The sequence below is a fragment of the Marinococcus halophilus genome, assembly GCF_002265875.1.
Classification (GTDB): Bacteria; Bacillota; Bacilli; order Bacillales; family Marinococcaceae; genus Marinococcus; species Marinococcus halophilus.
Window position 1 is genome coordinate 157,410 of the sequence record NZ_NPFA01000008.1, and the last position, 24,280, is coordinate 181,689.

Genomic DNA, 24,280 nt, shown 5'->3' on the forward strand with positions numbered 1-24,280 from the left:
GCTGATTTTATTCATCAGCTGGTTTTTGCATTGATTGGTGCTGCATACTTGATGCACCTTTGATACGGGCTTCCAGGCGGATATTATCGAGTTTACCGTGCAGCAGTTCGTACCGGACTTTTCCGGATTCATACAGCTTTTCGGCCCGGGCGTTCGCTTTTCCTTTCACCCGGGCGGGTGTCTGCTGTACGGTTCCTGCTCCGGAAGATACTTTGCGGCGGTATTCTTTTCCGCTTTTCGGAGCAGTGAGCAGACTGGCAAGCACCGAAACAGCATATCCGGCAGCAACTCCCGACCATAGGCTTTTTTTATGCATTTCCTGTATTCTCCTCTTTCCAGTCCTTGATAGCCTGGCGCTTCTGGTACATGTAGTATCCTAAAGCAAGAGTGCCGTAAAGGCCGCCAAGAGCCTGCTCGTTCACTTTACCTTTACCTTCAGTGGAGCTTCGCTTCATGCCTGCTGTCATATCAACAAGGCTTGAACTGAGCTTTCTGGAAGCTTCCCCGGCATCTCCAACAATATAAAACAGCGGGCTCAACGAATGGAGCTTTTCATTCACATCCAGAATCGTCTCGTTGCTGTTATGTAAAATCAGCTCCGATTGATTCATTACCTGGTCAAGCTGGTCAGGCAGCTTGTCTACTGTTTCGTTCACCCCGTTCAATGTTTTAGTGAGGTTACTTAAAACGCGGGCTAAGAAAATAACTAATACTGCAAAAGCTACCGCAATGATAAGTAAAGCTATGCCACCGATCATATCCATAATTCACCATTCCTCCTTACAATAAATGCGATTAATCCTACAGCCTAATAAATGGTACCATGATTTATGGCAGAGCACCAGGGCATGTGGATTATATAATAATGTCTAGTTCTCTCGTACCCTGCTTTTCAGTGCCCTAAACAGTTTCTCATACAAATTATCCTAAAAAATTAAAGCTCTGCTCTCCTCTAAAAGAAAAAAGCTGGTTTTTATTTAAAACCCATGAGGGAAAAGAAAGGTAACTCAAAAAACAAGGAGGAAAGAACATGCCCTGGACGATGAATGATTACCCTTCATCCTTAAAGAATTTAGACAAGCCTGTGAAGAAAAAAGCAATTGATATAGCCAATTCCATGCTCGATGATGGCTACGATGAAGGACGGGCCATTCCAATAGCGACCGAACAGGCAAAAGAATGGTACAATAATGCTTCTAAAGAAGAAGTAACCGAATTCATGGAAGAAGAAGATCCTAAATCCCGTGACGACGGGGAAAGCAGTTCTGACCCGGAGCTGATGGAAAAAGCCGAGCTGGTGGAGCCGCATGAAGATGGCTGGGCTGTCCGGGCGAAAAGTGCGAAAAAACCGGATATTGTCTACGACAACAAATCATACGCTATCGAACGTGCAAAAGAAGTGGCAGAAAAGAAAGGCACGGAAGCCGTCATTTATAAAAAAGATGGCACAGTAGAAAAAAAGCATTCTTATTAATTGAAACAGGGGCAGATGCATAAAAGGCAGCTGCCCCTGTTAATGGGTAAATGAAGAATTTTTTTGTTGTTTTCCTGCATAAAAGCCATTAGTTTTGCTTTTGGTACCGGACGGCTGAAGTAATATCCCCGGACATAGGAAGAGGTGCTGTACTGCTGTACAAACTCCAGCTGTTCGGCATTTTCAGCCCCCTCCGTAACAACGTCGAGCCCGAGCTCTTCTAAGACGGTAAATGCCGGTTAGAAGTGTTATATCAAAATTAGCAGAAGGAATATGGAGGATAAAACTGCGGTCAAGGTTTACCAAGTCAATAGGAAGATCCTGCAGGGAATGCAGCGGCGAACTTCCCGCACTAAAGTCGTTAAGCGCAACTTTGACTCCGCGCTGCTGGAGGCGGTTAATAAAAATCAATGGTCATTTGGGGATCGTAATAGATATTATCCTCTGTAATTTCAACTTGGACAAGACGGGGCGGAAAGCAAATTTCTGCCAGCCCGGCATCCAGGGAGTCCATAATATACTCAAGCGATTGAATCTGTATTTAAGACAAATTATTAATATAAGTATCTCTGTTACATATGTAAAGGCATAAAAGTCTGTATAAAGATACATGTAAATAGTGACTTTAGCCTCGCAAAATAAAGCAGCTGCCGATTCAAAGCTTCGGCAGCTGTTTTTAGACGAATTATATAGAAAAGAATTTAAGCGCTATTGGACATCTTCAGCAAGTCGTTCTACTTCTTTAGCTGCGTTAAAATCCTTTTCGGTGACGCCGCCCTGATCTACAGTAGTAAAAGAAATAGTTACATTGGTGTGGTCCACGGTAATTTTTGGGTGGTGCTGAACATTTTCTGCATGTGCCGCGACCTCTTTAACAAACTCAATGCCGTCTAGATAATTGGAGAATTTATATTCACGCACAATGGCCCTGTCTTCGTCGTTATTCCAGTTGGGCAGATTGCTAAGCTCATTTTGAATCTCTTCTGCAGACATGATCATTGTTCCACGTTCCTTTCTTTATTAATAATTTTTTCTACCCGCCGCAAGGGGAGAGTAGTACATCTGAAAGAGCCCCCGGATTTGATGATTTCATCGTAGGGCACTTCATGAACTATAAATCCGTATTCCCTTAATTGTTTGTTAACATGCATGTTTTCCGGCAGCGATATAATGTGGCGGCGGCCCAGGGAGAATACATTGGTGCCAAGCCGGGCCTGCTCTTCGTCTGGTACAGAGATTATATTAAAACGTTGTTTGACTGCTGCCAGGCTGTCTGCTTCAAACGCAGGTTCATAAACAATAGCAGTAGCACTGGCCACAATATTAAAAATACAGTCCAGGTGGAGATGGCGATGGTCGAAATGGAGCGGTATAATCTGCTTATGGGGGCACATTTGCTGGAGTTCTTCAAGTCCTTCGCCAGACGTTCGGGAGCTCTGGCCGATAAAAAGAAGATCATCTGAAAGCATAACATCCCCGCCTTCGATGGTGCCTTTTTTTAAATAGAAGCACGAGCCGTAACGACGCTCATACCAGTCTGCGAGTGCTTTGGTTTCTTCTAAACGGATAGAGGCGCCCATATTTGATACGATCAATTTCTCATCAATAACAAATCCGATGTCCCGGGTGAAAACCTGCTCGGGCAGAAAAGCGGAAGCAGGGAGAAAATGCACAGAAGCCCCGAATTCCTGAATGACAGCCGAGAGCTGGTTATGCTGAAGTATTGCTTTTTCTATATTGATATTGGCGGAAGCATGCTGCTTCTGCATTTCATTTATTACTTCTTTAATGGCCATATGCCTGGGTTCGCACATGATAACATCCGCTAAAACAGAATATTCATCTCTAACATATGTAGTTACAGTGTTGGTCAACAGAACCCACTCCTTTTCTCTTTAAGCATCTATTATATCAGACAAAATGGCTGGGTTTATGTACGCTTAACAGGAAGGAAAGAAAAGTTTTAAAAAAATTGTTGAGAAGAATTGACAAAAGGAATAAAATGAAGGGTAGTATAATTATGAAAAATCCTTACATATCAAGGGTTTTCGAGATAGATTGTCAGCGGGGGCGGGAATCAGCCGCTGGTTGTTTACAGAAAGAGAGGCGCGAAGTATGTTTAAACGAATATTAATAGCCAACCGCGGTGAGATCGCCGTTCGTATTATAAGAGCCTGCCAGGAGCTTGGAATCGAAACCGTGGCCGTGTATTCAGAAGCAGATAAAGACGCCCTGCACGTCCATATGGCGGATGAAGCTTACTGTGTAGGGCCGTACGCTTCCTCGGAAAGCTACTTAAAAATGACTAATTTAATTTCTACTGCTTTAAAAACCGGAGCTGAAGCAGTTCATCCAGGCTACGGATTTTTAGCCGAAAACGCAGAGTTTGCCGAGATTTGTGCAGACCATGATATTACGTTTATCGGTCCCTCCCCGGAAGCCATCCGGCGTATGGGAACAAAGGACGTGGCAAGAGAAACAATGAGAGAAGCGGGCGTGCCGGTTGTACCAGGAAGTAATGGATTGATTGATGAAAATACGGACGTTCATGCGCTGGCAGAAGATATCGGTTATCCTGTTATGATCAAGGCTACTGCCGGCGGTGGCGGCAAAGGAATGCGCGCAGCCCAGACCGCTGCAGACCTGGATAAATGCATCCAGATGGCCCGCCAGGAAGCAGAGAGTTCTTTTGGAGACGCCGGTGTTTACATGGAAAAGCTGGTCGTGGAGCCGAGACATATTGAAATTCAGGTTATGGCAGACAGTCACGGAAACGTTATCCATTTAGGAGAACGGGACTGTTCGATTCAAAGGCGTCACCAAAAACTTGTAGAAGAAGCTCCTTCACCGGCCCTTGATGAAGAAACGAGAGAGGCGATGGGAGAGGCTGCCGTTCAGGCTGCAAAAGCAGTTGACTACTGTGGGGCAGGTACAGTGGAATTCCTTTTGGATGCCCATAAAAAGTTTTATTTTATGGAAATGAATACAAGGATTCAGGTAGAGCATCCCGTGACAGAAGAAGTGACCGGTGTCGATCTAATCAAGGAACAGATTTATGCAGCAGCCGGCCATGAGCTGCAGGTAAAGCAGGAGGAAATTGAAATAGAGGGGTGGGCGATGGAATGCAGAATCAACGCGGAAAGCCCTGCCAAAAATTTCAGGCCTTCCCCCGGAAAGCTTGATCTGTATCTGCCGCCGGGAGGCCTTGGAGTAAGGGTGGACAGCTCAATGTATACCGGGTTTAAAATTTCTCCTTATTATGATTCGATGGTAGCTAAGCTTATTGTCCGCGGGAAAAATAGAGAAGAAGTGATTGCCCGGATGAAGCGGGCGCTGCGCGAATTTGTCGTCGACGGAGTAGATACGACGATCCCGTTTCACTTAAAGCTTTTAGAGCACGAAGATTTTGTTTCCGGAAACTTTACTACAAACTTTTTGGACACCTATTCTATTATGGAAGAAGAAAGCAGTGTCTAGCATATAGGAAGGCGGAAGGATCGATGGCGACCAGATCGACGAAAAAGCGAATTACGGATGCAGCTTTAGAGCTGTTTGAAGAATTTGGCTTCCATGCGGTCACCGTCGATCGCATTGTGAAACAGAGCCACACATCTAAAGGCGGTTTTTATCACAACTTCACGTCTAAAGAAGAACTTCTCTATACTATTCATGAATCGTTTATCACCTACGTGCTCACAAAGGCCGATGAAGTGCAGTCCAGGTATGATACGCCGGCTGAGCGGTTATATGAAGTGATACGCTCGTTTGTCCGCATGTTTGAAGTGTACCGCCCGCACGTAACAGTGTTTTACCAGGAAGGAAAGCATTTATCTGCAGATTATTTCAAGCGGCTTGAAGCTAAACGGGATGAATACAAGAATACGATGTTTCAATTGGTCGAAAAGGGTATTGAAGAAGGAGAGTTTCGAAAGGAGCTTCCAGTGCCGATTACCTCGATGGCGATATTTGGAATGATGAACTGGACATACAAGTGGTACAAATCAAGCGGTTTGTATTCGCTTCAAGACATCGCAAACATATTTGGCGATCTGGTAATGAATGCGGTGCTTACTGAAAAAGCGAGGCAGCAGCAAAAGTATCAGCGCTTTTTCTTAAGTTCAACGCATGTGTAAGTGTTTATTTTTGAGAGGAGAGAAGCTTAATGTATTCTATTGAAGAAATTAAAGAGCTCATTCAGGCGGTGGACGACTCGTCTGTCGGAGAACTGGAAATTCGAAACGACATGAAAGAAAAGGTTACTATACGTAAAGAATCAGCAATGAGGCCCGTGGCACAGCAAGCTGTAGAACCGGCACCGCAACCTGTCGCCCAGCCGTCCCCACAGCCGGCAGAAACGAAAAAAGAAAGTGCGCCGGAAGGCAGCGAAGAAAAGAACAATGAATCTAATTATCATGAAATTACTTCCCCGATGGTAGGCACATTCTACCGCTCACCTTCACCGGAAGCAGGTGCTTATGTAGAAAAAGGGGCAACGATCAAGCCGAATACCATCGTTTGTATCGTAGAGGCGATGAAATTAATGAATGAGCTTGAAGCAGAAGTCAGTGGAGAAATTGCAGAGATCCTGGTGGAAGACGGAGAATTAGTAGAATACGGGCAGCCTCTTTTTCGGGTGAACCCTTCATAACAAATAAGCCCCGGGGCTGAAGTTCCCGGGGCTTATTTATATTTTTTCAGGGAAAGGAAGCGCCAATGAACATTAGAAGGACGCTGCTGAAGCTGAGAACAAATGGAATGTTTGCCATAAAGGTAAACCTTCGATGCCAGAGTACAAACAGCTGATCAAGCGTGAAGAACAAAACAGCAGCGAAAATCCCCATAAGTGCAATGTTCCAATGCTGGGAAAAAACGTAAACAAAAGCACCGCCAATAATATGCAGAACGAGAGAGACTTCGGGGAAACGCTTGAAAAAAAGATTAGTGATCCAGTCTGAACAAATGGAGAGGATAGTTCCGTAAACAATGATTGGTACGAGGGAAAAGAAGCCATAGATCGTATAGCTGTGCATTAAATCAGCCAGAATACTGGTGCCGTTTGTCGCAAAAGGGAGAACAAAGGCCATAACAAATAAAAAAAGTGCCCAGACAGCCAGTGAGGTGTGCAGTTTGTTCATCAACAATCCCCCCTGAGGTATTTAAAGTTGTATTACCGCTTTCATCCAGAAATAAACCCGTATATACGGCTGAGGGAAAAAGCTTCTGTTTCTGATGGGGAGGGAGGATATGATACGATAGGAAAGGAATTTTTAACGAAGACATGAAGAAAGGATTAGACGATGATTTGGACAATAACCCCCTGGATTTTTTACGTCATATGCGCCATTGTTACACTGGTAATAGGAGGAGCGGTTGCATATGCACTGCACCGGGCGGGCGCAAACCGGTCGAAACGCATAGAACGGATGCTTTCCCCCTTGCTCGCTGTTTTTATGGTAGGTTTATTTTTTTACTTGAGCTTCAGCTTTGCCGACCGCCTGCAGCCGGGGGAACAATTAATTACCGCGGACAGCCTGGAACAGGCGCAGGAAACAAAAGCCATTATCCCGCTGGGCTCTTACGCGGTGCTGGATAACGTATACGCTTTTGGATATTATAAAAACGACCAATGGAACGGAAGTGACGTTCTTGTTCGAGTCCGGGTAACCGGGGAAGAGGCTTTTTTGGAATCGTATGATCAGTATATAGCCGGAAACGGCATATTTTTTAACCATTCCAGGGTAAGGTTTGAAGAAGCGTATGAACAGGAATGGCAGGCTTCTGCAAAAGAAGCCGAAAGCCGGCTGCTGGACGGGGGGACCCTAAAGCTCGACGGAGTAACGATCAGTGCTGAGCAGACACAATAATGTTCAAGGAGGAAAATAATCATGAGGATTGCAGCGGTAGAACAAAATGGCCAGTCGTTTCTTGCGGGATACGATGAGGAATTTGACGTGTATGTTGATTTGGAAATTGGGGAAGATGGCGATTTAAGAAAGTGGCTTGAAGAAACTGTTAATGCAAATGCCCTGCTTGTGGAGCGGTGGCAGGATTATGCAGAGCACCGCCACCAATTCAAAACGTACGCTGCTGAAAACGTAAAGGTGCTTCCGCCGGTAAAGCGGGAAGGGCAGAACATTATCTGCATTGGAAAAAATTATGCAGACCATGCTGCGGAGATGGGTGAAAAAGACGCTCCGGAAGCACCTCTGGTCTTCACGAAAGCTTCTTCGTCACTGATTGCGGATGGGGAAGATATAGAGTTGGACGAAGCGTTTACAAAGGCTCTTGATTACGAAGGGGAAATAGCTGTAGTTATTGGAAAGGCTGGCCGGCGGATTTCCAAGGAACAAGCGATGGAGCATGTGTTTGGATATACGCTGTTCAATGATGTTACCGCCCGGGATGTACAAAAGCGACATCAGCAGTTTTTTCTTGGCAAAAGCGGGGACACGTACGGACCGATTGGGCCATATGTTACTGTCGGTCCTTCCGATCAGTCCTCGGAATGGAAACTAGAAACGTATGTAAACAAAGAGAAAAGACAGTCCGGAAGCACATCGGACCTTATCTTCGGCATTGCCGAACTGATCGAACAATTATCCAGCGGAATGACGCTTCGACCTGGCGACGTCATTGCGACAGGGACGCCGTCAGGGGTCGGGTCAGGTTTTACTCCTCCTAAGTATTTACAGGATGGAGACGAGATAGAGGTCTATGTAAAGGCGATTGGTACACTTTCGAATAAAGTTAAAAAAGTATAACCTATGCGATGCCCGAGCCGTACTGAGCCTGAAGAAGCAAAAATAGCGGGGCAGCGTGCAGGAACTGTTTGACGTCGATGCCAATCCGGTCTGTCACTTTGTCGAGCCGGTATTTCAGCGTATTCCGGTGAAGGTGAAGCCTTTTGGCAGTGGCGCTGCTGTTTAAATTTTCGAGGAAAAAAGTATAGAGCGTATGCATTAATTCTTCATCCTGCTCGAGTCCGCCCAGGGCATAATGGATCAGCTCTTTTTTTGAGAGCTGATTATTTTCGGCCATATGGATACAGGGCAACGCTTCAAAGGGAGCGAAAGAGCGCCTGGAAGGCTGCTGCTCCTGAAGAAACGAAAACATTTTCTGTTCCTGCTGAAAAATTGAACGGAGATTTTCACTGCGGTAAATTTTTCTCCCGTAATACACAGAAGCGTCAACCATCGTGTCTCCCATAAGCAGAGTTGATAGTTCCTGAGCCTCAAATACTTCTTCTTCTTCCGGACCATCGTCCGGGATGATGGCAAGAAGCTTTTCATCACTAATTGCTGATAGGACGACAGAGCGCTGGTAATATTCGAGAAGTGTATCATGAATATCGTTTCTCCAAAGATGCAGGCTGGAGCCTTCAAGAAACAAAAAGCGAAACGGATCAGGAATCCGTTCAGGCAGCTTATCGCTTCTTTCCTGAAGGTAATCTGCCCATGGAGAAGCTTCCTCTATGCCGGGAGAAATCGGTGTAAGCATAGCTTCGAGCAGCCGCTGCTCCCGGACAGACAGGGATTGAATGGGAAGAGCCATTTGCGAGCCATCCGGAAGCTGGTAATAAAGGTAGTGTTCGGGGCGGGTGATTTTTTTCCACCGCTCCTTAGGCACTGCTTCTGGAAACAGCGAAATAATATCGTTATTCAAGCTGACCGCCTCCTATTCTTACATTATTGTATCAGACACGGCATATTCAAAGGTACAAGACTTTTAACGAATCAGTATATAGATGGTAGAATTAATCCGAAAGTTAATATAGAAAGGATGAACCAGTATGGCCTATGAATTAGAAGGAATCCGTCAAATAGATGTAAACGAACTGAAAGAACAATACCGCAGCAAAAAAAATACACCAATCATGATTGATATAAGAGAGCCGGGGGAATATGAGGAACGGCACATACCGGGGGTGCCTCTGCTTCCGATGAACCAGGTGCCTGAAGTGATCGATCAGTTCAAAAAAGATGAATCATATGTGTTTATCTGCCGGAGCGGCTCGAGAAGCCAGCATACGGCTCAGTATTTTCAGGATAATGGGATCGAGAATGTCTATAATTTTGCTGGAGGAATGCTCGCCTGGGATGAAGAAACAAATTCCGGCATGGAAAACCCATTGAAAGACGTAAACGATCTATATAAAAAATAATTCGGGAGAAGCTGCAGATTAATTCTGCAGTTTTTCTATGTAACATTTTTCATAAAGAAGAAGGGTTTAGTATTAAATGATTTGGGAAATAGCGAAAAGAAGCACTGAAATCAGTTGATCGAGACAGGAGGCATATTGTATGCAGAAAAATGGTATTTTATGGACCGTACTGACGGCACTAATTGTGGGCGCAGCCGTCTACTTTCTAAAAGACGGAGAAACAAGGGCCCAGGTAAAAGATGTATCTAAGCGCACTGCGGCTAAGGTAGGCGGCAAAACGAAGGAAGATGAAGATAAAGAATTGAATGAAACGGTGGGCAACCCGGACCCTCAGGATTTTGAAGACAACAAAATGGTCTCTGAAGGTGCTCAATATTCTGTACTTCATTATGAAGAAGCAGAGGAAAAAGAGGAAGAACCGCTCCGGACAGCAAAGGAAAAAGACGAAAAATAGGCAAAAAAGAGACAGCTGTCGAAGTGCTAAATGCACGCAGCTGTCTTTTTTGTTTCTAGAGCACATGGAAAGCTTCGGTCTTTTCAATAATTGCTTTACTGGGGTACAATATTCAGAGTGCACTACTATAATGGCTGCAAAGGATGGAATAGCATGATTACCATTGAAAACCAAACGATCGCAGATATTCCAAGCCTGCATATCTTCAAGCAGGCAGATAAACTTCATCCGCAGCCTACGGTTTTATTTTGGCACGGACTTGGCAGCAGTAAAGAACAAAATCTTTCCTTTGCCTATTATCTGGCAGAAAAGGGGATCCGGGTCGTGCTCCCCGACGCTCTTTATCACGGAGAGCGCGCGGGAGATATTGATGCTGGCAGAAGAACCTATGCGTTTTGGGATATTGTTATGCAGGCGGTAAACGAAACCCAAAGCCTGGTGAATGAAATGACTACATATAAATGGATTGACAGCGGCCGCATATACGTTTCCGGCACTTCCATGGGAGGAATCATTTCATGCGGGGCGCTTAAATCGTTTGAATGGATTCAGGGGGGCATAATCATGATGGGGTCGCCGTCCTGGAAAGCGATGGCCGAAGAGCAGATACGTTCGCTAAAGAAAAACACTGACTGGGAGCTGTCAGAGCACGAGGAACAGGATCTTTTAGAGAAGCTGGCCACCTACGATCTTTCTCTTGAACCTGCTAAAGTTGAATCGAAGCCTATCTTTTTTTGGCACGGAAAAGAAGATGATGTGGTGCCTTACGAACTGTCGTATCGCTTTTTTGAACGTCTCCCATATAGAGAGTCATCCAGGCAGGCCTATTATCTTCAGCAGGAAGCAGGTCACAAAGTAACGAGAGAAGGGATGATAGCAGCCTCAAAATGGGCTTCTTCCCATATTTAGAATAAACATTGCAGCAGAAAGGGGGACACTATGCTTACAAGCCATTCATCTATCGTCTCAGAGGTCACACGCGTCCTGGTTATCGTATTTGGGGCCTTAATTATGGCGGTCGGCCTAAACTTGTTTTTGGAGCCGGCAAACGTATTTGCGAGCGGGGCTACAGGGATTGCGCAGATTATTGCAGGCTTTCTGCCGTTCTCCACTGGGGTGCTTTTGTTTTTAATTAATATACCGATTGCTATGCTAGGCTGGTTCAAAGTAGGACGGCTGTTTACGTTTTACAGCTTTTTACACGTAGCGCTGACGACCTTTTTTCTGGACCTTATACCTATTACCGAGCTTTCGGGAGACATTTTATTAAACAGTGTCTTTGGTGGAGCGATCACAGCAGCTGGGGCTGCCGTAGCCTTAAAGTGGGGTGCTTCGGCAGGCGGCCTGGATATTGTAGCCCTCGTACTGGCCCGTATGGGTGATCGTCCGGTCGGCACATATTTTATGCTGTTAAACGGGATTATCGTGATAGCAGCCGGGTTTTTATACAACTGGGAGAGCTCCTTATATACCCTGGTAACGCTGTATGTCGGCTCGAGGGTTATAGATACTATCCACACACGCCATGTAAAACTGACGGCTTTAATTGTAACGAAAAATCCGGACGAAATGCGGGATGCTATTCATCAAAATTTGACCAGAGGAATTACACGGATTCCGGCGCGGGGAGGATTTGATGCCAGCGAAAAAGAAATATTAATGACAGTGATTACGCGTTATGAAATGTACACGCTTCAGCAAGTAGTCCAGGAAGCAGATCCGGAGGCGTTTACAAACATTATTAACACAACTACTGTGTTCGGTCTGTTCCGTAAAGACGACTGATCAAAAAAGCCGGGAAGTGAGAGGAATGGCTGTAAAAAAGTGGTTAGCTGCGGTGATAGCGTGTTTCTGTATATTTCCAGCTGGCTGTGGCAGCGAACAGGCTGAAGAATCTTCCCCCGGCACTCTGGAAGCTTCAATGGAAGAAAACACGTGGACGCTTTCCGGGACGCTGGATACTGAAAACAACACGTGGCATTTAGAATTTGAAAATACGGGAAATGAAGAAATGAAGCTGAATTTCCAGGACGGCCAGGAAGCAGAAGTAATTGTTAAAAAAGAAGACGACTCTGAGACGGTTTATGTTTATTCAGAAGGAAAGGTGTTTACGCAGGCGGAGAAATCCGTGGAGGTCAGCCCGGGAAACAAACGGAGGTGGGACGGGGAGCTTGATGCAGATCTTCTCGACCCTGAAAATTCGTACCAGGCAGAATTCCAAATGCTTGCTGAAAATCTGGATTCTCCGGTTTTGGACACGTCCAAAAACCCGTAAGGCAGGAGCTGGCAGAGCTCCTGCTTTTTATATTAATAAATAAAAAAAGCAGCGAGGGAAAGCAGCCCGACAGTGCCGCAAATAATAGCAATAAATTTTCCGCCTAAAAAGGCAATCAAAAAAGCAGTGCAGAGTCCAAGCAGACCAAACCAGGTATCAGGCGGAGAACGAAGGGCTCCCGGAAGCAGCATTGCTCCGAGCGCGGCGTAGGGAATAAGCTGAAGTGCCTGCTGAATTGGAAGGGGCAGGCGTTCGATATTTAACGAAAAAAAGGGCACAACTCTCGTTACGTATGTAATAACACCCATTCCAATGATTAAGAGAAGCATGTTCATGGCTGACTCTCCTTTTCCTGCTTCAAAGAACTGGCATATACGACAATAAATACTGAAGCTGTCATTGCTGTTGGAATGGCCCATCCGGAGGGAATCCAGAGTCCAAGAAGTGTGTTGATTGCTGCGCTTAAGCCAGCGGTATATAGAGCCATCCGGTATTTTAAAATCATTGGAAACAATAATGCCGCAAACAAGGCATACAGCGCAAAGTCCATGCTGATCTGAAGATAATCGGGAAACAAAGCGCCAAAATAATATCCTGCACACGAAAAAGCTACCCAGCTGATGTAGGCTGCCAAGAAAACCCCGATCCCAAAAAATACATTTGTTTTATCTTTTCTGGCAGAGATCAGGGCGAAGACTTCATCCGTTAAGCCGAAGGCTAAAACAGCCTGATTCCATTTAGAAGCAGAAGAAAAAATTTGTTTAGCAGATGCGCTCATCAACAAATGCCGGATATTCAGGAGAAAGGTGGAGACCCATATACTGTATAAACCGGCGCCGGCAGTGATTAATCCAAGGGCCATATACTGGGCGGCGCCGGAGAAGATAATAATGCTCATGAGGGCAGTTTCAACGATGGAAAGGCCGCTGTTGGCACCTAGCAGGCCAAATCCCAAAGCAGCAGGGATGTAGCCCGCAGCTATGGGCACCCCCTGAGTAAGGCCGTTCATCCAGGAGTGTTCTAACGAAGCTGTACTGCTCATGATTTTCCCTCCTTTTTGATTTCAGTATACATTTGTATGTTATATTATACAACAGAGGTGAAAAAATGAAAGAATCAATAGGGAAAGAAATCGGTAAAACTTTACGTCAGCTTCGCCATGCCCGCGGGTGGAGTCTGGATAAACTGGCGGAAGCGACTGGAGTGAGTAAACCTATGCTTGGACAGATTGAACGCGGGGCATCGAATCCGACGATTACGACAATGTGGAAGATTGCAGAAGGAATGGGTGTAGGATTTTCGGCATTTCTGCAGCAGCACCGCCCGGATACGGAATTTGTTCCTGCAGATAAAGCCGAATGGCTGGAAGGAGAAAACGGATACGCAGTCAGAAATATTTTTTCCAAGCATGAGCAGGCCCCAGTCGAATGGTATGAATTCGTGCTTTCTTCCGATGGTAGTCACTACTCCTCTGCTCATCCATTCGGCGTGGAAGAGTATATTTTTGTGCACGAAGGGCAAATGGAAGTACAGACGAAAGAAGAAAGCAGACAATTTATGGAACCTGGAGACGCGCTTCGTTTTCAGGCTGACCATGACCATGCCTATATTAGCGCCGGGCCGAACGAAGTCAAAGGAATTCTTATGCTCTTCTACACTGCCTACAGACAATAAAAAAGTCTTCCCGATATAAGGGAAGACAGGAGTTAAAAACGAAAGCCATAACGTTTAGAAATAACATCGTAAAACCCGAGTGAATTGTACAGTGCTTTGGTAGCTGCGTTGTTCACGCCGGTTTCTAATTCAATACCTTTAATATCATTATGTTCAGCCCAGTAAATAATTTTTAAGAGCAGCTTTTTCGCAATGCCCCGATTCCGGTACTGCTGATTCACATAGAGGTCATTCAGCCAGACATAGTAGCCGCCTTTTTCCAGACTGATACCGATATTTAAGAAAGCGGCACCTACGATCTGTTCATCGGTTTCGGCTACGAAAATATGGGCAGTAGAATCGGAGTCAAGGGAAAGGTTAATGGCCCGCTGCAGAAACCTGTATGCATCCTTCATGCCGATAGAATCCATCTGGCCCATCAACAGGTCAGCTATTTGATTCCTCACATGCTGTTCGGTATCTGTAGGTACTTTATACACCTGCATTGTTTGAACACATCCTTATTCAAAATCACGCGTTTAATTCTTAAAAAGCACCGCGTTATCCGTGGAAAGCTTCAACCGTTCTTCTAAATAATGGGCGATGCCATCTTCTTCATTTGTACCGATAACTTCATCTGCTGCTGACTTCGTATCTGTACTTGCATTTCCCATCGCAAGCCCCGTTCCAGCAGCTTCAAGCATTTCTAAGTCATTATTTTCGTCCCCAAAAGCGATCACATCCTCCATGGTGAGCCCCGCGTAAGCAGCGACTTTTTCCAGGCCGTTTGCTTTATGATTTCCCTTTTTAATAATTTCAATCATATGATGAGGCTCGCCCCAGGAGCGTTGGTGCATACCCTGAGCTTCACTGGATGAAAGCAGGTCCTGCAGCTGCTCTGCTGTGCCCTCCTGAGGATACACGAGCAGGGAAGTAGGAGAGTGGGACAGTACTCTCTCGAGCCTCCCGGATCCGGTCACCGGTCCCTGGAAAGCCAGAAGATCGATAAAGGATTCATCATGCTCATCCATATACACGTCGTCGAGCACTTCTGCGAGCATGTTTTGCACATTTAACGTCCGGCAGGTTTCGATCACTGTCCGGGCAAGGTCAAGGTCAAGCGGTTCATGGAAGGAGCGGAAAGATCGATCGGCCGGGTGATGTACGTATGCCCCATTAAAGTTAACAATAGGCGTAGAAAGGCCGAGCTGCTGATAGTACATTTTGCTGGCCCGGTATGGCCTGCCGGTAGCAATAGTAACTGTATGTCCTGCCTCTTTGGCCTTCTGAATCACTTTCCAGGTTTTTGTGGAAATTGTTTTATCGTCTTTTAGAAGCGTCCCGTCTAAATCAAGAGCTATCAAATGTTTTTTCATAAAAAACCTCTTCTTTCCTAATGGAAATATAAATGCATATAGCCAGCTGCGTAGAAGCAGTATAGAAAAATACAAGATTCGTTCCTTATTTTACTGGAATGAAAACAAAAAGAAAAGAAAAGGAATGGTGCTATTTAGTGAAAACGAAAATAAAAACTCAGCACCTTTATACATTGATAGTACATTTTCATACATAAAATGTTTTTCCGCAAAAAGCGGTATTTAGATGGAAAAAGCTTAAAAACTTGCCTTCTGCACAGATATAAAAAATATAAAGAAAAAATAAAAATACAGTTGCATTAATATATATTCAGACTTATAATAATCAACAGAACACATTGTATAAAGATAAATAGAGGTGCAACTTTATGAATATAGCGATTATTGGAGCAACTGGTTACGGCGGTGTGGAATTAATACGCATGCTGGCCCAGCACCGCGGGGTTAAACAGATTGACGTTTATTCTTCGTCGAAGCACAATACGATGCTTTCTGATATGTATCCGCATATGAAAGATTTATATAATGAAATTCTACAGCCGCTCGAAGCAGCTGACTGGTCCGCGTATGAGGTGGTATTTCTTTCCACGCCTCCCGGCATATCGGCGGATTGGAGCGAAACCATTGCAAAGCACACAAAAGTGATTGATTTATCCGGAGACCTCCGGTTGAAGAATTCCGCCACATATGAGGATTGGTATCAGCGCGAAAGCGCTCCGGAAACGCTGCTGAAAGAAGCCGTCTACGGTTTAACAGAATGGAATAGAAACGAAGTGGCAGGAACTTCACTGCTTTCCAATCCCGGCTGCTACCCGACTGCGGTGCTGTTGGGTCTTTTGCCGCTCGCAGGCAAAGCTGCGATTGATCCTTCAAATATTATTATTGATGCTAAAACAGGAACCACAGGAGCCGGGCGGACGCCGTCAGCAGTTACTCATTTTAGTGAAATGGACGGAAATTTTAAAATTTATAAAGTAAATGAGCATAAGCATACGCCGGAGATTGAACAGGCACTGGACATGCGTACGGGCGAGAACCATCCCGTTACTTTTAGTCCTCATTTAGTACCGATGACTAGGGGGATTTTAGCGACTATGTATGTACCGCTTACCAGCGGGACGAAGAGCGGGCATATAGAGGAGCTGTTTCATCAGGCATACGACAAAGAGCCATTTGTCCGGGTACGTAGAGAGAAAGCATTCCCGGCAACAAAAGAAGTATATGGCAGTAACTTTTGCGATATCGGCTGGACAGTGGACGAACGCACCAGCCGGCTGACGGTCGTTTCAGTAATTGATAACTTAGTTAAAGGCGCCTCGGGGCAAGCGATACAAAATATGAATGTGATGCTGGGAGCAGACGAGAAGGAAGGGATTTCTCAGCTTCCGGTTTATCCATAAGAAAGGAAGAAAAATCATGGTAGAGGCATCGACAGCAGAGCAGGTAATAGAAGTATCGGGAGGCAGCATTTTGAGCCCTGCTGGTTTCTCCGCAGCGGGTATTCATACAAAGGTCAAAAGAAAAAGAAAAGATCTCGGAGCTATTATTTGTGACGTGCCGGCGTCGAGTGCCGCTGTATATACGCTGAATAAAATTCAGGCAGCACCTCTGCAGGTGACAAAAGAGAGCATTGCCGAAGAGGGGAAGCTCCGGGCCATTGTCGTCAACAGCGGGAATGCCAATTCATGTACAGGCAGACAGGGACTTGAAGATGCTTATACCATGAGAAAAAACAGTGCCAAAAAATTCGGGCTGCCCGAACATCAGGTAGCAGTAACTTCCACCGGGGTGATCGGTGAAGCAATGCCGATGGATAAAATCAATGAAGGCATCGCACATCTCGAACCGGAAACGGGTTTTGAACGGGCGCAGGATTTTAACGAAGCGATTATGACCACAGATGTTGCCGGAAAGCACGCGTGCTTTCAGACATGGGTGGACAATAAAGCAGTGTTTATCGGAGGCGTGGCTAAGGGGTCGGGCATGATACATCCGAACATGGCCACAATGCTCGGGTTTGTGACTACGGACGCTGCGATTGAACCTGCTCACCTGCAGACGGCGCTTTCAGAAATTACGAACAAAACATTTAACCGGATTACCATTGACGGAGATACGTCAACAAACGATATGGTAGTTGTCATGGCGAGCGGTAAGGCGGAAAACAACCCGCTTCATCCTGAGCATCATGACTGGAATGCTTTTGTTGCCGGATTAAAAGAAACTTGCGAGTCTCTATCGAAAAAGATAGCAAGAGATGGCGAAGGGGCCACTAAGCTGATTGAAGTAAAAGTGGAAGGTGCTGCTACGGATGAAGAAGCCGGCCAGGCGGCTAAGCAGATTGTCGGCTCAGACCTGGTGAAAACCGCTGTATACGGCACAGACGCCAACTGGGGCCGGGTGATTGTCGCTCTCGGGTACAGCGAAGTGGAGCTTGATCCGGATACGGTGGATATATCAGTAGGGCCGGTGGAGACCTTGAAAGCAAGCACGCCGGTTCATTTTTCCGAAGAAGAAGCAAAAGCTTACCTGGAAAGTGACACGGTGGAGATAACAGTAAATCTCCACATAGGAAGCGGAAGTGGTAAAGCATGGGGATGCGACCTGACATATGATTATGTAAGAATCAACGCCGGCTACCGGACGTAAGGGAAGAAGGAGGAGATGAGCGTGGAGAACATCACTGTAGTCAAATGCGGAGGTTCGACGGTGAACAAGCTCACAGCAGAATTTTTCAAAAGTATAGCTGCTATGAGAGAAACAGGAATGAATCCAATTCTTGTGCACGGGGGAGGCCCTGAAATCAACCGTATGCTTGAACAGATGCAGATTGAGTGTGAGTTTGTAAACGGCTTGAGAAAAACAACCCCAGAAGTACTCGAAGTGGCAGAAATGATTCTTTCTGGAAAAGTGAATAAAGCCCTCGTTTCTTTTCTTCAAACCACCGGTACCCGGGCTTTTGGCATGTCCGGTGTTGACGGGGGGCTGATTGAAGCAGAGCAGGTGGCTGATCAGGACCTTGGACTCGTCGGGGAGGTTGTAAACGTCAATACTGCCTGCATAAAGTCTATGATTGAAAATGGGTTTGTCCCAGTAATAGCTCCGATTGCAGCTGATAAAAACGGCAAAAAACTAAATGTGAATGCTGATGCGGCTGCTTCCGCTGTCGCTCAGGCAATAGGTGCAAAAGAGCTTCTGTTTATTACAGACGTTGAGGGAGTGCTCATCGATGGAAGCAAAGCCGACTATATACAGGTAGAAAAGCTTGAACAGCTCATTTACGACGGAGAGATTTACGGCGGGATGATACCGAAAGTGCAGGCAGCTGCGGCAAGTTTGACTGGCGACCTGGAAAAGGTTGTTATTGCCGGGGCGGACGGTCACACAGATCAAGCAAATGGAAAGCTGAAAGGAACGGCAATAATCAGAGAACAGGTCCAGGCCCTGACTTGAAAGGAAGATAACAATGCAGCAGACAGAACAAAAATCGCATTTATTTGAAACGTATAAAAGATGGGAACTTACCTTTTCACATGCAGAAGGGTGTACAGTAACAGATAAAGAAGGTAATAAATATACAGATCTGATGGCCGGCATCAGCGTGTTGAACCTTGGCCATGGGGATCCTGATGTTATAAAGCACGTAGAGAAACAGCTGCATGCTGGATGGCACGGCTCCAACTTTTTTCAATATGAACAGCAGGAGCGGGCGGCCGGGCTTTTAACGGAGCTTACGGGCGGGGATCTTGTGTTTTTTGCAAACAGTGGTACAGAGGCAAACGAAGCAGCTATAAAATGCGCCAGAAAATACACGGGGCGTAAGAAAATCCAAAGCTTTGTCCAGTCTTTTCACGGACGGACATACGGAAGCATGGCAGCAACCGGCCAGGACGCCATTCATCAGGGATTTGGCCGCATGCTCGAGGACTTTGAATATTTACCGTATAACGATGTGAATGCGCTGGAGAAAGCTGTGGACGAGGATACTGCAGCAATTATGCTTGAGCCGGTGCAGGGCGAGGGCGGCGTCATTCCAGGAAAACATGCATTTATCCAAAAAGCCGCAGAGCTTGCAAGGCAGTACGGAGCCCTTTTGATCCTAGATGAGGTACAGACGGGACTCGGCCGTACCGGTACAATGTTTGCGTATGAGCAGGCAGGTGTAAATCCCGATATCGTTACGACAGCAAAAGCACTTGGAAATGGCTTCCCGGTGGGAGCGATGATTGGCAAACAATATTTACAGGAAGCCTTTGGTCCCGGAGCCCATGGATCTACATTTGGTGGAAATCCGCTTGCCATGGCAGCGGTAGAGGGGACACTTCAAAAGCTGATGAGCATCAATGCCCCGAAGATGGCAGCAGAAAAAGGACGCTTTTTCACGGGCCTGCTTGAAGAAAAAATAGCCTCCCTGCCGTCGGTGAAAGAAATACGCGGGCCGGGGCTTATGATCGGCATCGAGCTTAATGATAGTGCTGCACCTTATGTACTCGCCATGCAGAAAAAAGGGTTTCTGCTAATCGCTGCAGGGCCTAACACGCTGAGACTTCTGCCACCACTGACAATTTCAAACAATGACTTGGAAAAAGCCGCAGCAGCGCTGAGAGAAGTGCTTGAAAAATAAAAGCGTACCAGGAGGGTTTGTAAATGAAAAGTTATATAAAGTTGGAAACAGGCGAAATATTTGAAGGCAGCTGGCAGCAAGCCTTTCCGGATACGTATGGGGAAATTGTATTTTTTACAGGAATGACCGGCTACCAGGAAGTAATGACTGATCCTTCCTTTCATGGACAGATAGTGGTTTTTACCTACCCCCTGATTGGAAATTACGGTGTGAATCCAACCGACAATGAAAGCACGCAGCCACAGCCGGCGGGTATTGTTGTTAGTGAAGCATGCAGTACTTCAGGACACTACGAAGGCGACCAGACGCTTGCAGAAGCAGCACTTGCTGCTGGAATCCCTGTTATGGAAAATGTAGACACCCGGGCGCTCGTCAAAAATATCCGGGAAAAGGGAGATATGGGTGCTGTTATGACTGGTGATCCGGATTCCGTAAACGTTGGAGCGTATGAGCCGCTCGGCGAGCGTGATGTGATTGAAACTGTAACGGTGGATAAGCAGATAACGGTCGGCAGCGGCGACCGGCACGTAGTGGTGATGGACTTTGGCTACAAACAGTCGATGGTGGATCAGCTGAACAAAAAAGGGTGCAAAGTGACGATCGTGCCTTACGATACGCCGAAACAAACTATTGAAAATCTGGCTCCCGATGGCCTTCTGTTTTCCAATGGCCCAGGCAACCCCAAACAGCTTGAGCATTATTTGAGTACGTATAAGGAGCTTGCCACAACCTATCCGACATTAGGAATCTGCCTGGGCCATCAGCTACTTGCGCTGGCTTTCGGCGGAGATACGGAGAAGCTGCGCTTTGGCCATCGCGGTGCGAATCAGCCAGTGCAGGACCTGAAAACAAACAAAGTTTTTATGAGTTCTCAAAACCACAGCTATGTCGTTACGGATGAATCCTTGCCGAAAGACTCCTTCCAGATAAAATATAAAAACGTCAATGATGGCTCGGTAGAGGGCATGGTGCATACAAAATTTCCAATCATGACAGCACAGTTTCATCCCGAAGCCCATCCAGGGCCGGCAGACAGCGAAGAGATTTTTGATGAATTTTTGGAAACGATAGAGAATAAAGGGAGAGAAGCCACCTATGCCTAGAGATAAAAATATAAACAAAGTATTGGTGATCGGCTCCGGCCCAATCGTCATTGGGCAGGCTGCAGAATTTGACTATTCAGGTACCCAGGCCTGCCTGGCGCTGCGGGAAGAAGATATCGAAGTCATCCTGTTGAATAACAACCCGGCGACTGTGATGACAGATGACACCTGTGCCGACAAAGTATATTTTGAGCCGCTTACTGTAGAAACAGTGGAACGGATCATTGAACAGGAGCGTCCGGACGGGGTACTCGCCACCCTTGGCGGCCAGACCGGACTAAACCTTGCACTTGCTTTTTCCGAACAGCAGACGCTTGAAAAGTACGGGGTGGAGCTTCTTGGTACCCCGATCGACTCCATCCGGCAGGGAGAGGACAGAGAAGCATTCCGTGCTCTCATGCACGAGCTCGGAGAGCCAGTGCCTGAAAGTGAGATTGTGGAGAAAAAAGCAGAAGCACTGGCGTTTGCAGAAAAAACAGGCTATCCAATTATCGTGCGACCCGCTTACACGCTTGGCGGCGGCGGCGGCGGTATCGCCCAAAATGAAAGCGAGCTTAGCTACATCATCGAAGGAGGTCTTGAAGCAAGCCCAATTCATCAATGTCTGGTGGAGAAAAGCATTGCCGGCTTCAAAGAAATTGAGTATGAAGTAATGCGGGATGCAAATGACACGTGCATCACCGTATGCAACATGGAGAACATCGATCCAGTAGGAGTCCATACCGGAGACTCCATTGTGGTGGCTCCGTCCCAGACGCTGACAGACGTAGAGTATCAGATGCTTCGGAGCTCTTCGTTAAAAGTTATCCGGGCGCTTGGGATTGTAGGCGGATGTAATATTCAGTTCGCACTCGATACTGCCAGCAAGCAGTATTATTTAATTGAAGTGAATCCAAGGGTCAGTCGTTCCTCCGCGCTTGCTTCTAAAGCCACCGGTTATCCGATTGCCCGTATGGCAGCCAAAATCAGCATCGGGTATCACCTCCATGAACTGTTAAATCCGGTCACCGGACATACGTATGCAAGCTTTGAACCCGCACTGGACTATGTAGTAGTCAAATTTCCGCGCTGGCCATTTGATAAGTTTTCCTACGCTGACCGCACGCTTGGCACACAGATGAAGGCAACCGGAGAGGTCATGGCCATCGAAAGAAATCTTGAGGCCGCTCTGCAGAAGGCGGTAAGGTCGCTTGAGATCAAGCATGACGGGCTGGCTCTGCCGGAATGCAGGGAAGTGCCGGATGAAGATATACTGCCTGCGATACTAAAGCAGGACGACAAGCGGTTCTTTTATATTATGGAGTGGCTCCGCCGGGACGGGGATATGGAAACGATCCACAAAAAGACAGGCATTCAGTACTTTTTTCTCAGAACATTTTCAGCTCTTATTCAAAAAGAAAAAGACATTGCGGCGCTTCCATGGGGACAGTGGAGCGAAGACCAGTTGCTCTCATGGAAAAAGGCTGGTTTTACGGACGAACAGCTGCATACGCTCTCCGGCGTCGGAACAAAAGAAATACTTCAGCTGCGGGAGCAGTTAAATATGTTTCCTTCATACCATATGGTCGATACGTGTGCAGCAGAATTTACTGCAGAAACACCGTATTATTATTCAAGCTGGTATAAGGAAAGCGACCGTGAGGCCGAGCCAACAGAAAACAAAGTGCTCGTCCTCGGGTCAGGCCCGATCCGTATCGGACAGGGCATTGAATTTGACTATTGCTCGGTGCACGGAGCACGTGCCTTGAAGGAGGCAGGCTACGAAGCCGTAATAGTAAACAACAATCCTGAAACGGTAAGCACCGATTTTGAAATGGCAGATCATTTGTATTTTGAACCACTCACAGCCGAAGATGTGCTTCACGTGGCAAAGGAAGAGCAAGTAACAAAAGTGATTGTGCAGCTTGGCGGCCAGACCGGCATAGCGCTGACTGAATCGCTTGAACAAGCAGGGATGGAAGTGCTGGGGACGACGTCTGATATTATCGACCAGCTGGAAGACCGGGACCGTTTCTACCAGTTTATGCAGCAGGTAAACGTGCCTCATATTCCCGGAGTTTCCGGCCGCAGCAGAGAAGAAACGCTGAAGCAGGCGGAAGAAATCGGCTATCCGGTGCTTCTCCGGCCTTCCTATGTAATTGGCGGCCGCGGCATGGCAATTGCGACCAAAGAAGAAGAACTGGTGGAGTATATTGAAGATCCGGCCAACGATATTGAATACCCAATATTAATTGATTCCTACAAGCCGGGCACAGAGCTTGAGGTGGATGTATTAACAGACGGCAAAGACATATGGATACCTGGTATATTTGAACACGTGGAGGAAGCGGGCGTTCATTCAGGCGATTCGATGGCTGTGACTCCTCCGTTCAGCATTAGCGAAGAGGTAAAGCAGCTGTTGGTGGACTATACGCAGAAAATTGCGGAAGGCATGGATTTTCACGGTATTTTTAATATCCAGTTTGTCTACGAAGCCGGTGAATTGTACGTAATTGAAATAAACCCAAGAGCATCGCGGACAGTGCCGGTCTTTGCCAAAATCACCGGAGAAAAAGTGATCGAAGGGGCGGTGCATCTGCTGCTTGGCCATTCACTTAAAACATGGATGGAAGAAGCGGGCCTTCATGAGGAGCCGGGCTATTACACAGTGAAAGCTCCGGTCTTTTCCAACGATAAATTAAGCGGACTCGACCCGGTACTGGAAGCAGAAATGAAATCCACCGGGGAGCTGATCGGTATATCCAAAGATCTTTCCGGGGCTTTCCAGAAAGCATTTGCATGGTCAGAAACCCAGGTGCCTCTTCTGTTTAAAAAAACTGGAAGTGTCTATTGCGAAATTGCTGCCGGGGAATACGACAAAGCAAAGCCGTCCCTGGACAAACTCGAAGGCATGGGTTACACATTAGTGTTCCCGCAACAAATACCGTTTGATGAATGGATTCACTCAGAGGATGCTTCAGCTTTTATCAGTATCCCGGAGGTGGGCCATAAAACAGGCAAAGAGCGCCGCCAAAAAGCATTAATTGAACGTAAAACAATTGTAACGAATGCACGTACGCTAAGTGTGATGGTCCAGGCGATTCAGGGAGCACCAGAGCTGCCTGCCCCAATTGAATCATGGCTGCAAAATTACGCTTTGTCCGAAAAAGGAGTGTAACAA

At 46.4% G+C, this 24,280-nt stretch carries 29 protein-coding genes; 18 read left to right on the forward strand and 11 right to left on the reverse strand.

Annotated elements, in window-relative coordinates; translation table 11 throughout:
• Positions 1 to 7: 7 nt before the first annotated feature.
• Complete coding sequence (locus CHL76_RS10165) at positions 8 to 316, reverse strand: YtxH domain-containing protein (RefSeq protein WP_079475859.1); 309 nt, start codon at positions 314 to 316, stop codon at positions 8 to 10.
• A complete protein-coding gene (locus CHL76_RS10170) occupies positions 309 to 764 on the reverse strand; it encodes a DUF948 domain-containing protein (protein ID WP_079475860.1) in 456 nt (151 codons plus the stop codon). The genes CHL76_RS10165 and CHL76_RS10170 overlap by 8 nt, the downstream gene beginning before the upstream one ends.
• 266 nt (positions 765 to 1,030) lie before the next feature.
• Between CHL76_RS10170 and CHL76_RS10175 the strand changes: the two genes are divergently transcribed.
• A complete protein-coding gene (locus tag CHL76_RS10175) occupies positions 1,031 to 1,474 on the forward strand; it encodes a DUF2188 domain-containing protein (protein WP_094908481.1) in 444 nt (147 codons plus the stop codon).
• A 183-nt stretch (positions 1,475 to 1,657) separates the two neighbouring features.
• Here the strand turns inward: CHL76_RS10175 and CHL76_RS17465 are convergent, their stop codons facing one another.
• The 3 genes from CHL76_RS17465 to CHL76_RS10190 form a co-directional block, all read right to left on the reverse strand.
• Positions 1,658 to 1,885 (reverse strand): EAL domain-containing protein, encoded by a 228-nt coding sequence (locus CHL76_RS17465; protein WP_079475862.1) that lies wholly within the window; start codon positions 1,883 to 1,885, stop codon positions 1,658 to 1,660.
• Positions 1,886 to 2,182: 297 nt separating this feature from the next.
• Positions 2,183 to 2,467 (reverse strand): 4a-hydroxytetrahydrobiopterin dehydratase, encoded by a 285-nt coding sequence (locus CHL76_RS10185; RefSeq protein ID WP_094908502.1) that lies wholly within the window; start codon positions 2,465 to 2,467, stop codon positions 2,183 to 2,185.
• Between the two features lie 2 nt (positions 2,468 to 2,469).
• Positions 2,470 to 3,348 (reverse strand): dimethylarginine dimethylaminohydrolase family protein, encoded by an 879-nt coding sequence (locus CHL76_RS10190; RefSeq protein WP_094908482.1) that lies wholly within the window; start codon positions 3,346 to 3,348, stop codon positions 2,470 to 2,472.
• A gap of 241 nt (positions 3,349 to 3,589) precedes the next feature.
• Between CHL76_RS10190 and accC the strand changes: the two genes are divergently transcribed.
• From accC to accB, 3 genes are read left to right on the forward strand one after another with little or no spacing between them, the layout of a single operon-like run.
• A complete protein-coding gene (gene accC, locus CHL76_RS10195) occupies positions 3,590 to 4,951 on the forward strand; it encodes an acetyl-CoA carboxylase biotin carboxylase subunit (RefSeq protein ID WP_079475865.1) in 1,362 nt (453 codons plus the stop codon).
• A gap of 23 nt (positions 4,952 to 4,974) precedes the next feature.
• Positions 4,975 to 5,607, forward strand: coding sequence for a TetR/AcrR family transcriptional regulator (locus CHL76_RS10200; RefSeq protein ID WP_079475866.1), 633 nt, complete (start codon positions 4,975 to 4,977; stop codon positions 5,605 to 5,607).
• A 29-nt stretch (positions 5,608 to 5,636) separates the two neighbouring features.
• Positions 5,637 to 6,122: an acetyl-CoA carboxylase biotin carboxyl carrier protein gene (gene accB / locus CHL76_RS10205; RefSeq protein ID WP_079475867.1), complete on the forward strand. Its 486-nt coding sequence runs from the start codon at positions 5,637 to 5,639 to the stop codon at positions 6,120 to 6,122.
• Between the two features lie 46 nt (positions 6,123 to 6,168).
• On the opposite strand, the gene CHL76_RS10210 is transcribed toward accB, so the two are convergent.
• Positions 6,169 to 6,609, reverse strand: coding sequence for a hypothetical protein (locus CHL76_RS10210; RefSeq protein WP_079475868.1), 441 nt, complete (start codon positions 6,607 to 6,609; stop codon positions 6,169 to 6,171).
• Positions 6,610 to 6,771: 162 nt separating this feature from the next.
• Here CHL76_RS10210 and CHL76_RS10215 point away from each other — a divergent pair, with 162 nt between their 5' ends.
• Both CHL76_RS10215 and CHL76_RS10220 read left to right on the forward strand, forming a co-directional pair.
• On the forward strand, positions 6,772 to 7,338 hold the full coding sequence (locus CHL76_RS10215) for a hypothetical protein (RefSeq protein ID WP_079475869.1): 567 nt from the start codon (positions 6,772 to 6,774) through the stop codon (positions 7,336 to 7,338).
• A gap of 21 nt (positions 7,339 to 7,359) precedes the next feature.
• Complete coding sequence (locus CHL76_RS10220) at positions 7,360 to 8,235, forward strand: fumarylacetoacetate hydrolase family protein (protein ID WP_079475870.1); 876 nt, start codon at positions 7,360 to 7,362, stop codon at positions 8,233 to 8,235.
• Position 8,236: 1 nt separating this feature from the next.
• Here CHL76_RS10220 and CHL76_RS10225 read toward each other — a convergent pair whose 3' ends face one another.
• Complete coding sequence (locus tag CHL76_RS10225; RefSeq protein WP_094908483.1) at positions 8,237 to 9,136, reverse strand: PucR family transcriptional regulator; 900 nt, start codon at positions 9,134 to 9,136, stop codon at positions 8,237 to 8,239.
• Between the two features lie 127 nt (positions 9,137 to 9,263).
• Here CHL76_RS10225 and CHL76_RS10230 point away from each other — a divergent pair, with 127 nt between their 5' ends.
• The 5 genes from CHL76_RS10230 (at position 9,264) to CHL76_RS10250 (ending at position 12,364) form a co-directional block, all read left to right on the forward strand.
• Complete coding sequence (locus tag CHL76_RS10230; protein WP_079475872.1) at positions 9,264 to 9,635, forward strand: rhodanese-like domain-containing protein; 372 nt, start codon at positions 9,264 to 9,266, stop codon at positions 9,633 to 9,635.
• A gap of 139 nt (positions 9,636 to 9,774) precedes the next feature.
• Positions 9,775 to 10,089: a hypothetical protein gene (locus CHL76_RS10235; protein ID WP_079475873.1), complete on the forward strand. Its 315-nt coding sequence runs from the start codon at positions 9,775 to 9,777 to the stop codon at positions 10,087 to 10,089.
• A gap of 153 nt (positions 10,090 to 10,242) precedes the next feature.
• Positions 10,243 to 10,998: a serine aminopeptidase domain-containing protein gene (locus tag CHL76_RS10240; RefSeq protein WP_094908484.1), complete on the forward strand. Its 756-nt coding sequence runs from the start codon at positions 10,243 to 10,245 to the stop codon at positions 10,996 to 10,998.
• A gap of 30 nt (positions 10,999 to 11,028) precedes the next feature.
• On the forward strand, positions 11,029 to 11,874 hold the full coding sequence (locus CHL76_RS10245; RefSeq protein WP_079475875.1) for a YitT family protein: 846 nt from the start codon (positions 11,029 to 11,031) through the stop codon (positions 11,872 to 11,874).
• A 25-nt stretch (positions 11,875 to 11,899) separates the two neighbouring features.
• Positions 11,900 to 12,364, forward strand: a complete 465-nt coding sequence (locus CHL76_RS10250; protein WP_079475876.1) for a BsuPI-related putative proteinase inhibitor — start codon at positions 11,900 to 11,902, stop codon at positions 12,362 to 12,364.
• Between the two features lie 32 nt (positions 12,365 to 12,396).
• Here the strand turns inward: CHL76_RS10250 and CHL76_RS10255 are convergent, their stop codons facing one another.
• Both CHL76_RS10255 and CHL76_RS10260 read right to left on the reverse strand, forming a co-directional pair.
• On the reverse strand, positions 12,397 to 12,699 hold the full coding sequence (locus tag CHL76_RS10255) for an AzlD domain-containing protein (RefSeq protein WP_158219148.1): 303 nt from the start codon (positions 12,697 to 12,699) through the stop codon (positions 12,397 to 12,399).
• Complete coding sequence (locus CHL76_RS10260; RefSeq protein WP_094908486.1) at positions 12,696 to 13,406, reverse strand: AzlC family ABC transporter permease; 711 nt, start codon at positions 13,404 to 13,406, stop codon at positions 12,696 to 12,698. The genes CHL76_RS10255 and CHL76_RS10260 overlap by 4 nt, the downstream gene beginning before the upstream one ends.
• Positions 13,407 to 13,471: 65 nt before the next feature.
• Between CHL76_RS10260 and CHL76_RS10265 the strand changes: the two genes are divergently transcribed.
• On the forward strand, positions 13,472 to 14,038 hold the full coding sequence (locus CHL76_RS10265) for a helix-turn-helix domain-containing protein (protein WP_094908487.1): 567 nt from the start codon (positions 13,472 to 13,474) through the stop codon (positions 14,036 to 14,038).
• A 32-nt stretch (positions 14,039 to 14,070) separates the two neighbouring features.
• On the opposite strand, the gene CHL76_RS10270 is transcribed toward CHL76_RS10265, so the two are convergent.
• Together CHL76_RS10270 and CHL76_RS10275 are read right to left on the reverse strand one after the other, a co-directional pair.
• A complete protein-coding gene (locus CHL76_RS10270; protein ID WP_079475880.1) occupies positions 14,071 to 14,523 on the reverse strand; it encodes a GNAT family N-acetyltransferase in 453 nt (150 codons plus the stop codon).
• Positions 14,524 to 14,556: 33 nt separating this feature from the next.
• Positions 14,557 to 15,393 carry a Cof-type HAD-IIB family hydrolase gene (locus CHL76_RS10275; protein WP_094908488.1) on the reverse strand — a complete coding sequence of 279 codons (837 nt, stop codon included), beginning with the start codon at positions 15,391 to 15,393 and terminating at the stop codon, positions 14,557 to 14,559.
• 368 nt (positions 15,394 to 15,761) lie between these two features.
• On the opposite strand from CHL76_RS10275, the gene argC reads away from it, so the two are divergent.
• The 6 genes from argC to CHL76_RS10305 are packed head-to-tail and all read left to right on the forward strand — an operon-like array spanning position 15,762 to position 24,277.
• The gene (gene argC / locus CHL76_RS10280) at positions 15,762 to 16,793 is read left to right on the forward strand and encodes an N-acetyl-gamma-glutamyl-phosphate reductase (RefSeq protein WP_094908489.1); all 1,032 of its coding nucleotides are present in this window, start codon (positions 15,762 to 15,764) and stop codon (positions 16,791 to 16,793) included.
• Between the two features lie 16 nt (positions 16,794 to 16,809).
• Positions 16,810 to 18,042 (forward strand): bifunctional glutamate N-acetyltransferase/amino-acid acetyltransferase ArgJ, encoded by a 1,233-nt coding sequence (argJ, locus tag CHL76_RS10285; protein WP_094908490.1) that lies wholly within the window; start codon positions 16,810 to 16,812, stop codon positions 18,040 to 18,042.
• Positions 18,043 to 18,057: 15 nt separating this feature from the next.
• Positions 18,058 to 18,846: an acetylglutamate kinase gene (argB, locus tag CHL76_RS10290; RefSeq protein ID WP_371862246.1), complete on the forward strand. Its 789-nt coding sequence runs from the start codon at positions 18,058 to 18,060 to the stop codon at positions 18,844 to 18,846.
• Positions 18,847 to 18,859: 13 nt separating this feature from the next.
• On the forward strand, positions 18,860 to 20,017 hold the full coding sequence (locus CHL76_RS10295) for an acetylornithine transaminase (RefSeq protein ID WP_094908492.1): 1,158 nt from the start codon (positions 18,860 to 18,862) through the stop codon (positions 20,015 to 20,017).
• Between the two features lie 23 nt (positions 20,018 to 20,040).
• Entirely contained in the window at positions 20,041 to 21,120 is a 1,080-nt protein-coding gene (locus tag CHL76_RS10300) for a carbamoyl phosphate synthase small subunit (RefSeq protein ID WP_079475886.1), read from the forward strand.
• Positions 21,113 to 24,277, forward strand: a complete 3,165-nt coding sequence (locus CHL76_RS10305; RefSeq protein ID WP_094908493.1) for a carbamoyl phosphate synthase large subunit — start codon at positions 21,113 to 21,115, stop codon at positions 24,275 to 24,277. The genes CHL76_RS10300 and CHL76_RS10305 overlap by 8 nt, the downstream gene beginning before the upstream one ends.
• The last annotated feature ends 3 nt before the right edge of the window (positions 24,278 to 24,280 follow it).